General features: G+C 60.2%; 13 protein-coding genes and 1 pseudogene. 1 reads left to right on the forward strand and 13 read right to left on the reverse strand.

Annotated elements, in window-relative coordinates:
- Positions 1–87: 87 nt before the first annotated feature.
- The 5 genes from D0Z70_RS19760 to D0Z70_RS19780 all read right to left on the reverse strand — a co-directional run bounded on the left by D0Z70_RS19760 (position 88) and on the right by D0Z70_RS19780 (position 3,010).
- Positions 88–462, reverse strand: coding sequence for a DUF6915 family protein (locus D0Z70_RS19760; RefSeq protein ID WP_119749418.1), 375 nt, complete (start codon positions 460–462; stop codon positions 88–90).
- An 11-nt stretch (positions 463–473) separates the two neighbouring features.
- Positions 474–962: a DUF6878 family protein gene (locus D0Z70_RS19765; protein ID WP_119749420.1), complete on the reverse strand. Its 489-nt coding sequence runs from the start codon at positions 960–962 to the stop codon at positions 474–476.
- Positions 963–1,120: 158 nt separating this feature from the next.
- Complete coding sequence (locus D0Z70_RS19770) at positions 1,121–1,351, reverse strand: DUF6117 family protein (protein ID WP_119749422.1); 231 nt, start codon at positions 1,349–1,351, stop codon at positions 1,121–1,123.
- A gap of 65 nt (positions 1,352–1,416) precedes the next feature.
- Positions 1,417–2,430, reverse strand: coding sequence for a DUF2493 domain-containing protein (locus D0Z70_RS19775; protein ID WP_119749424.1), 1,014 nt, complete (start codon positions 2,428–2,430; stop codon positions 1,417–1,419).
- 76 nt (positions 2,431–2,506) lie between these two features.
- The gene (locus tag D0Z70_RS19780) at positions 2,507–3,010 is read right to left on the reverse strand and encodes a DUF736 domain-containing protein (protein ID WP_119749426.1); all 504 of its coding nucleotides are present in this window, start codon (positions 3,008–3,010) and stop codon (positions 2,507–2,509) included.
- A gap of 347 nt (positions 3,011–3,357) precedes the next feature.
- Between D0Z70_RS19780 and D0Z70_RS19785 the strand changes: the two genes are divergently transcribed.
- Positions 3,358–4,791 (forward strand): DUF6880 family protein, encoded by a 1,434-nt coding sequence (locus D0Z70_RS19785; RefSeq protein WP_119749428.1) that lies wholly within the window; start codon positions 3,358–3,360, stop codon positions 4,789–4,791.
- A gap of 17 nt (positions 4,792–4,808) precedes the next feature.
- On the opposite strand, the gene D0Z70_RS19790 is transcribed toward D0Z70_RS19785, so the two are convergent.
- The 8 genes and pseudogenes from D0Z70_RS19790 to D0Z70_RS19825 all read right to left on the reverse strand — a co-directional run.
- The gene (locus D0Z70_RS19790) at positions 4,809–5,015 is read right to left on the reverse strand and encodes a hypothetical protein (protein ID WP_119749430.1); all 207 of its coding nucleotides are present in this window, start codon (positions 5,013–5,015) and stop codon (positions 4,809–4,811) included.
- Positions 5,016–5,166: 151 nt separating this feature from the next.
- Positions 5,167–5,454 carry a type II toxin-antitoxin system RelE/ParE family toxin gene (locus D0Z70_RS19795; RefSeq protein ID WP_119749433.1) on the reverse strand — a complete coding sequence of 96 codons (288 nt, stop codon included), beginning with the start codon at positions 5,452–5,454 and terminating at the stop codon, positions 5,167–5,169.
- Positions 5,454–5,723 carry a type II toxin-antitoxin system ParD family antitoxin gene (locus tag D0Z70_RS19800; RefSeq protein WP_043150469.1) on the reverse strand — a complete coding sequence of 90 codons (270 nt, stop codon included), beginning with the start codon at positions 5,721–5,723 and terminating at the stop codon, positions 5,454–5,456. The genes D0Z70_RS19795 and D0Z70_RS19800 overlap by 1 nt, the downstream gene beginning before the upstream one ends.
- Before the next feature lie 104 nt (positions 5,724–5,827).
- Entirely contained in the window at positions 5,828–6,151 is a 324-nt protein-coding gene (locus D0Z70_RS19805) for a DUF5983 family protein (RefSeq protein ID WP_130754530.1), read from the reverse strand.
- Between the two features lie 44 nt (positions 6,152–6,195).
- A complete protein-coding gene (locus D0Z70_RS19810) occupies positions 6,196–7,863 on the reverse strand; it encodes a sensor histidine kinase (protein ID WP_130754528.1) in 1,668 nt (555 codons plus the stop codon).
- A gap of 127 nt (positions 7,864–7,990) precedes the next feature.
- On the reverse strand, positions 7,991–8,395 hold the full coding sequence (locus D0Z70_RS19815) for a DUF5983 family protein (RefSeq protein ID WP_130754526.1): 405 nt from the start codon (positions 8,393–8,395) through the stop codon (positions 7,991–7,993).
- A gap of 69 nt (positions 8,396–8,464) precedes the next feature.
- The gene (locus D0Z70_RS19820) at positions 8,465–8,677 is read right to left on the reverse strand and encodes a hypothetical protein (protein WP_119749441.1); all 213 of its coding nucleotides are present in this window, start codon (positions 8,675–8,677) and stop codon (positions 8,465–8,467) included.
- A gap of 101 nt (positions 8,678–8,778) precedes the next feature.
- Positions 8,779–9,277: pseudogene (locus D0Z70_RS19825) on the reverse strand (hypothetical protein); the annotation flags it as partial.

Raw genomic sequence — 9,277 nt, forward strand, 5'->3', positions numbered from 1 at the left:
CCTGGGATGACCTGGCGATATTACGCCATCAGCAAACCCCGTTTGAACATGAACTCTTCAGGGCATCGCGCCTAAATATGCCAAAGTTCAGGCCGCCGCCGCGGTGATAGCAAAGGGATCGACCAGGCTATGGATAGGCTGCGCTCGTCCCATCCATGGTTCGGGCTTGATGGCGCGAACCCAGTCGGCAAAGGAAGGAATAAATCCCAGATCCTCGATTACATGCTGTTCGGCAATCAGGCGCACGGGAACAATGCGGCCCGTCGAAAGGGTGATCGTTGGTCCGAAAAAATGCTCCGCCATGAAAATGCCTTCGGCATGATGGCGCAGGCTTCGGTGGCGATAGTCAGCGATGATGAGTTTGGACGGCTCGTCGAACCATTGATGAAGCGGCAGGAAATCTTCCGCCTCACCGCCCCATTTGCGTATGCTCGAAAGCGCATGATGATAGCAATGTCCCATGACGCGCTCCTTTAGAAATGGTGGGTAAATTCTTCCGTGGCGGTGTAGCGGTCATAATGGTCGAGCCGGATCGTTCCTGCGGCAACATCGAAGGTAAATTCACCAAAGGCCCCGTCTCCATTTTCCCAGCCCGGATGGGCTGAACCCAGTAAATGATAGGTGATATTTTCCAGGGCCTGGCCCAGCGGGACCGTTTCGGATTTGGGGATATGCTCGCCCCAAGGCAGGACCAGCATGTTCACCGGCGTATCGGTTATCGGAAGGCTGATGCCCTGTGCATCGCGCGCTTCCATCTCTTCGATCTGGCCGCTATCGCCCGATCCATCGAAACGGATCAGCACCATGGCCATGCCAGCAGCCGCCAATATTGCGAAAATATTGGTCTTGTTCACCGGCAGAAGCTGCGCCTCCTGCGCCTCCCGACGCGCCCATCTGGCCATGATGTCGTCTACCTCTACAGGCGACACCGACGCATCGCCCCGTTCTGATCCTTCTTCCATGCGCAGGCTCCTTCATAGCTACGCGATGATCCTGTCATCGCGCCACATCCCCCCTCCTCCGCTCCTATCCTGGGGCCGCAAGCTTGCAGTCGCTCACTTGCGAGCAATGCCCCGACACTCGCCGTAGACGCCTGCCCGCCACGCGCGCAGATCTGCGATCAGAGTGTTTCAGGATTTCCCGGTGGCACATAGGCGAGGTAGGGATCGCCTTCACACAGATGCCCGAAAGGCGTCATAATATAAGCCTCTCCATCCCGTCCAACCGCGCACAGAACATATTTTGGTTCGCCCGTCACGGAATCGGTACATTCCATCAGCGCAAGATTGCCGTCTTCCGCTGCCCGCAGCAGCGTTTGAAAATTACGGCTGTGATGATCTGGTATCGCCATATTGGCCTCCCCAAAAAATGGGGACGGTCGCTCATGCGCCGTCCCCGGTTTAGTAGATTGGACGATCAGGCAGCGGCGCTGCGCCGGCGCATAGCGCCAGGCCTGCCCACGGCCTCAGCCGGGGCCTGATCCGCCTTGCGGAAGGCATGGATTGGAATGCCCGCCTTGCGCAGCGCCTGGTAGAGATTGGCCTGAATGCCTGATCCTTCGCCCAGCACCGCTTCGACAGGTTTCAGTTCCACCATCTTGCGGTTGCGCAGGAACGGGGCTTTGCGACCGGACCCCGCCAGGGTGTAAGCGACCAGCGGCACGCCGCGGTCACCGGCCCAGGCCGCGACGATCGCGTCGAACCCCTTGCGCTGGGCTGTTGTCACCAATGTCATGTGCGGCACCCGCTTGCGCACCAGATCGAGCCGGTCCCATATCGGTTGCCAGTCATGCCAGTCGGCATGGCCGGAGGCGACCACAATCGGGCCTTTGGGCAGATAGCGCTCGCGCGCAGCCAGATCGCGGGCGCGCATGAAATCCTGCACCGCGATCTGGGTGGCGCTGGATGCAGGCGACGCCCGCGTCCCCCGGGAGGGCGACCAGGGCCAGCCCGACTGAGCGCTATACATATGGGCGGCATAGTCGCGCATACATTCGATCGCTTCGCGCTGCTCGGTGGTCGATTGGCACAGCAACTGCCGTTCTTCCAGTTCGCTGTTGAAGACTTCGGAAAGATCGGGCCGCCGCAGCATGTCGCGTAGTTCATCGACCAGCGCGTCCTCGCGCCGCTCTAGTCTGGACGCCACGAAATGGAAGCTGTTGACGAACCCCCAGGCGATTTCGGCGGCAAGCGGTTCGAGCCGCGTACCAGAAAACAGGTCGAAGATGGTGGCAATGACGGCGCCGCATTCGGCCTGCGCAGCAAGCGGTTCGGGCATGTCATGTTCGCTTGGGCTTTCGCCCGGCTCGATGATGCTGAGCGGGATCGGATCGCCAAAGGCCCGCTGAAAATCGGGACTGGCGGTGATGGCGGCATAAAGCGTTTTAAGATCAGCAAAGCTGTCGACGCTGCGGGCATTATCCTGGGACATGGATTGTCTCCTGGGTGATGGCATGACAAAAAAATGGCCGGAGAAGCGAATGCTTCCCCGGCCACAGTGCGGATGATCAGCCGTTCAGCCGTTCAAAGTCGGCTTGCCTGTCGAACCCCGCGTCGGCACCGGCCAGCGACCCGTCCATGCCAGCGGTGCTAGCGCCAAAGCCGCTCTCTTCTGCCCGATCATAGCCAGCGTCACCGCCACCCATCCGGTCATAATTGGCCGCGCCAAAGCCAGTGCCACCAAAGTCCGAGCGCAGCGTGTCGCGCCGCCAGGCGATCGAATAGCCGCCATTGTCGGTCGGGAAAAAGGCAACCGGCAGCGGTTCAGGCAGGCTGGGATCATCGATATTGCCGGCGAGGAATATTTCGCCCGACTTTTTGGCCACCGCTTCCCACAGCGCACCGACCTGCACCCAGCGCCGCGCGACGTTAAGCGCGAGGATTTCATAGACCGGCGCACGCGGATTCTGGCTATCGACTTTGCGCAGGCCGATGCGGGGGAGATCGATGGTGCGGGTGGCGACACGGCCTTCCAGACGACCATTGACGATACGAACTTCTCCGATGTTCATTGACTTAACCTTTCCAGATCGTCGCTCGAAACCCATTTCCGGCGACAATCTTTCCAGATCCTCCTCTCCTCTGATCCTGCCCTCGCCCCCTGCGCCATTGGTAGGGGCGACCCACTGCCATTCGCCTATGCCCCCATTCTTCACGCCGCGCCGCGCTTCCTTTCCACGCATACCCCCGCCCCACGCGGCAGGGATGCGCGCCCGTCAGGGCCAAGACCCGCGCAGCGGGGCTTGGGGCGCCAGCCCGCCAGCCCGGTGCCCGCGCACCGCGCGGGCAGCCGCCCATTCCCAGTCCCAATATCATTCCACGCTTGACGTCCCTCGTCCCAGCAAGACAAAAATGGCCCATGGCCTCATCCAAAACCCTCAATCAGACCAACCTCGAAGCGCTGGGCGCGCAGCGCCTGGCGCAATTGCTGCTGGAGCTTGTGACGAGGGACGCGCAGGCCAAACGACGGTTGCGGCTGGAGCTGGCCAGCGTCAGTGGCAGCGGGGACGTTGCCGACCAAATCGGCAAACGAATTGCGACCATCGCCAAAGCGAAAGCCTTTGTCGACTGGCACAAGGTCAAGCTGCTGGCAGCGGACATAGAGGCACAGCGGCGAGCAATTATGGATCATGTCGCACCCCATGATCCGGCAACTGCATTGGATCTGCTCTGGAAACTGGTTGCGCTGGCAAGACCGGTATTTGATCGCTGCGATGATAGCAGCGGTCAGATCGGTTCGATATTTGCTACCGCATTGCCTGACCTTGTGCCACTGGCTGCGGCAGCAAAACTGCCAACTGCACGGCTGGCAGACAGAGTGTTCGATAGCGTGTGCGACAATGGCTATGGCCAGTTCGACGCGCTCATCACGCTGATGGCGCCGGTTCTCGGGAAGCCGGGACTGCTACTGCTCCAAGGCAAGTTTGAGGCGATGGCAAGCAGCCCGTCAAAGCAACAGACGCAAGCTGAACGACCTATGATCGGCTATGGATCAGGGGGCGCCATCTACGAGGATGATATGGAGATCCGGCGTCACGCCCGCACAGTCCAGACCGCGCTGCTGGAGATTGCCGATGCGTTGGGTGATGTGGATGCTTTCATAGCCCAATATCCCGTCGAACAGCGCGACAATCCCGCCATCGCCGCGGCGATCGCCGAGCGCTTGGGCGACGCGGGCCGGACGGACGAGGCGATGGCGGCTATCGAGCACGCGCAGGCCGTAAGGCAGAAAGATGGCCACTGGCCGGATTGGGACCGGGTGCGGATTGCTATCCTCGATTCCCTGGGCCGCACCGACGAGGCGCAGGCCGAACGATGGGATAGGTTCGTCACGGCGCTCGACGCCCAATATCTGCGGGCCTATCTCAAACGCCTGCCCGATTTTGATGATCTCGACGCGGAGAAGAAGGCGCTGGCCCATGTCCGCGCCTTCCCGTCCTTATCCCACGCCCTGCATTTCCTGCTCGCCTGGCCTGATATCGAGGGCGCGGCAGCTATGATGCTGGCGCGCGCTGACGAACTGGATGGCGATCCTTATGAACTTCTCAACCATGCTGCCGAAGCACTGGAAAGCCGCCATCCGCTGGCGGCCACATTGGCGCTTCGCACGATGGTCGATTTCGCGCTGGAGCGGGCGCGGGTCAAACGCTATCCGCATGCCGCCCGCCATCTGGAAAGCTGCGCGCATCTTGCCCGCAGAATCGATGATTATGGCAATCATCCCGACCATGAAACCTATGTAGCAGCACTCCAGGCACAGCATGGACGCAAGCGCGGTTTTTGGGAGGACTGATCGCAGCCCATTTCTGTTCAAGCGACCAGCGCGACAATATATTCCTGAAACCTGGGCGCACGACTGGTCGTGCGAAAGGGCTGCAGAGGGTTCGCCGTGCGAAGGATGAACTGGCTGACGCCGGTCTGCCGCTGGCGTTGCAAGGCGACGGCGTAAGAGTTTTCGAACGAGGACAGTCGCTGGCGACGCGGCGATAGCGATGCCGCAGCATCGGTGTTGGACATTGGGACTTCTCCATCAGGGGCTTTTTGCGCCGATGACTAACCAGCCAGCATCATCAATGCGGCATGACGGTTCGACTCCTGACAGGAAGGAAGTCGGTCCAGCTTAATGCGCGAGCACCGGCCGCCACGACCGGGCGATGCCACATCAGTCTTACGACAGGATAGTGCTCACATCCCGGGCACCGTGGAGAATGCGTTCAATGCGGACACTCCCCGGCACAAGCGTGTAGAAAATCACATAACTGCCATATACTCTGGACCGCAGATCCGGGCGAAGCTCGGAACGCACCGTGCCAGAGCCAGGAAAATCGAGAAGCTTTGTGCAAGCCGCTTGGAGTTCATCGATGAATGTCAACGCCCGATCAACATTATCCCGGGCAATGAAACTGGCAATATCTGTCAGATCAGCGTCGGCTGCCGGTGAAAACGAAAGATGCATCACTGCTCCTTGTTGGCAGCGGCGATGTCAGCAATGCGTGCCCTTGCATTTGCGAAGGCTTGCTCCGCAGGTATGCCAGTCCCGCTGCTCGCACCCAGATCGATCTCGGCGCGTAGCGCCTCAAGCCGCGCCTGTCGCATGGCGTCCTGCTCCTCTAGCAGACGCAGGCTGTCGCGAATGACCTCACTGGCCGATGCATAACGACCGGTGTTCACCTGTTGCTTGATGAAGCCCTCGAAATGGGTTCCTAAGGTGAAGCTGGATGGCATAGTCATACTCCTTTCCGACCTAGATATCATTTTATGATATAATTCTGCAAGAGCCGCGCTCGACAGAATGCTGACAAGCAGGTGACGAGAGGCGAAGTGCTCCCTCAACCTGCATCGAACGTCGGCCAGCAAGAGGATGGTGGTTCATCCCGGTCGAACAGCAGCCAGGACGCTCCGTCCGCATTGGCTGCCGAAAGCAACGCCCAGAGTTGAGGCGAGATGTCCGGCGGATCGGCGGCCTGGCAGGCCGCGATGCCGCAATGAACGAAGAATCCGTAGAGATGGGGTTCGATAACCAGATCATTATGCGCGACATGCAATCGGCCGTCATCATCGCGCGGCGCTGCCCTGATCAGCTTTTCGATCTTCTGTCGCTCGGCGAGCGGAATATGCATGGTGGACAGGGTAAACATCGCGGATCGTCGCATATCAAGCCTCCCCAGAGCAGGAATTTTTGGAGGGTGCGAAGGCGTCATGGCGCCGGTTCCAATGTCAGTTCGACGCCCGTACGGGTCGCTGTAACCGTGAGAGTGCGGTCCGGCGGTATCAGCCATTGCACCTTGTCGGTAAGCCTGTCGCGGATTTGCCGCAGCAGAGCCTCCTCCTCGCTCAGCAGCAACGCATAGGCGTAGTTACGCGCGCTTCGCTGAAAATTGTCCTGCTGGGTTTCCCAGCTGTCGCAATCGCTGCCATCCGATGCCCTAAAAAGGCTCTGCTCCATTTGCCAGGCCAGATCATCGGGTGAAACGACGGCATTGCTCCCAATAAGGATGATCGCATCCTCGAGATCATAGCCTTCATTGCGACACACCAGCAGTTCAAGCGGGAAGCATCGCTTCGTAAGCGTCGCACCAGGCAATGCGCAACTGGCGATCCCCAGTTCGAGCGTGATTGCGTCGGCCCGTCCCGATGTGCAGGACGGATCTAGTTCGGTGTCGGCCTCATACATATGTTCGAGACCATTTTGTTCGATCACAAAGGCAAGAGTCTGCAGGCGGGGCAGCCTGTCATACCAGTCATAGCCGGAAAATTCCGGCGCGATCCGCACCGTGCGCATGCCGAGCTTGTCCGGCGCATTCAATATCGGCGCAGCGCCTTGCTGAAGGTCTATCTCCAATGCGGGCACGACCAGCATATCAGGCGACGATATGGGTTCGCCCTGATCGCACCCCATGCTGTCGGCGGTCATCGGCGCCCAGCATGGAAGCCAGGGCGCTGCATGCGGTAGCATGATGCCCAATGCCCTGGCGCGCTTCCATTCCGTAAAGCCCAGTCGATGGTCGCCACTGTCGCAGATCATCCGATAGATAGCGGCTTCTGCAGCGATCTTGAGCGCGTCGAGCCCTGCATTACGGACCATTTCCTTGCGCGTAGGCAGAACCAGTTGCAGATCGGGCGCGTCGATAATGTCGACCTTCACGCACCATTTGTCGATTTTGCCCACCTCCGACACGAACGGCAAATCGCAAGGCACGGTGACACCGTGAAAATTAATGCGGGCCATGTCGACCGGCTGGTAGCCGCGCCAGCTGAAAATGCCGATGCGGCAGCCCTGCCAGGTTTCGACCCGAACAGCCTCGGCGAGGAAATCCTCGCGTGGCAGAGGCGTGCCCGACAAAGTTACCGGCAGCGGAAAATAGCGTGCGGCGTTGCGGGCGGCGGCAAGCAAATTCTTGGTCCATGCGTCCGGCAAGGCGATGCGCAACTGCGTACCGCCGGTTATGACGCAGGGCTGGATCGCGAGCGGCTCTGGGCTCTGCCAGCCTTGTTCGGGGATCTCGACCATCCAGCCCCTGCCCGCGCTGCGCGACCAGGATCGTACTTCAACATGACGTCCTGCAAGACTGAACATGCCCATGCCGGCCGGATCCTCGCGGTGGGCAACTGCATCATTCCAGCCTGAATAGCCAAGAGTCAGCAGCGCAACCGGGTCATCGATGCCCGAACCGTCATCACTCACGACAAGGATAGGGGCACCATCGGAGCCTTCAAGATCCAGAGTTACAGCGCTGGCGCCAGCGCGGCGGCTGTTTTGCAGCAGCTCGTTCAGCACATCGTGGATCGTACCATTGAACAGACGCGTGACGCGCGTGATGAGGGACGCGCCCACCTGTGGGGTGATCGTAAGAGGTAACGCCATGATCTATGTCTCCTTGGACAGGCGGTCATTTTCCGCCCCTTCTCAACGTCCCCCTCCCCTCCGATCGAAAATCCGCCGCTGCCAGGCCGATCTGTGCAAAGCGATTTGCCGTCGGCGCGCTTCATGTTCACCAGTCATGCACGAGCAATTGCGGCAGCGTTGGGCCATCGCAGTCGAAATGCAGCAGATCGATGCCGCGCCGCCGCGCAAAGAGGATGGCAGCCATCAGATCGGCAGGCAGGGCGCGCTCGCAATCGGCTGACATAGAGCGGGTCGACAGAAACCAGCCATGGGCGTTGCGCGCCACCGTGGTTGGCGCTTCATGGGCGTGGCCATTGCACCAGCTATCAAGCAACAGCGCCGTGTTCATCGAAAGATGCGCGGTGGAAAGCAGCTGATATTTGCCGATCACGCCAATTGCGGGCGTAGGCGACTGTTCTGCAGGTCGGCTGCGCAATTCAGGATGGGTGCGGGCCGGCATCGACGATCCCGCCAATAGCGAGGCAAGGCCGCGCTTTGCAGAGGAAGGCATAGGAAAACTCCTGAAATATATGGTGTAGGAGATGTGTCTGCGCGGCGACATGGCGCGGTAGACGCACGGTCAGGCCAGCGATGATGTCGCCGTGCGCCGAAGATCGGGCACCCGACCATTGTCGTAAGCGCTCTCGCCCGACAATTGCAGCGCCTGCTGCTCGGCACGATACCAGTCTGGCGCATCGATCCGGTAGGTTTCACAGGCATAGAGGTCGTTTCCGCTGAAGAAGTGGATATCGACGCGAAAGCTTTGGAGCGAATGCTGGGACGAGGTCCGCATGATGGCGTCCTTTCAAGGGCGAGCGTGATTGTCGCCTTTCAACGACCGTCACTGATGTGCGAATGGGAGATTGGGCGACGCGGTGCCGGGGCCAGCCGGGGTCAATGCGCCCGTTCGAGAAGCCTGCGTCCCTTCGTCTCAACGTCGAGACGGCTGTCCTGATTGGATTTGGACCGGGCATGGGCGGTGATGCCCTGGACAAAGTCGAAAATGCTGGCAGGCGGATGACCTTCTTCGGCCAGCACGGTGGCGATGATCTTGCCGGTTTCGGCCTTGGAAAAACCCTGACCGCGCAGGAATGTCTGGCGATCTTCGTCGGTGCGGGCGACAATACGCTCGCGCGCAGCGCGAATGCCCCGGATGAAGCCGCTGGCGGAGGAATCAGCGAAGTTTTCAAGTGCAGGCGCGGCTTCATGGGCGAAGCGATTGGCGGCAAACTTTGAGTGGCGGATCGAGATTTCCTCGAAATTCTCGACACCGTCGGGTAGGGGCGAGGGTTCCCGGTGGGATTGTCCTCTACCCCTCCCACGGAACCGGACTTGATAGTTTCCCATCATCCGGCTCCTACGCTTGCACCATACGATCCAGCCGTTCCTGTAG

The organism is Sphingobium terrigena, assembly GCF_003591655.1.
GTDB classification, from domain to species: Bacteria; Pseudomonadota; Alphaproteobacteria; order Sphingomonadales; family Sphingomonadaceae; genus Sphingobium; species Sphingobium terrigena.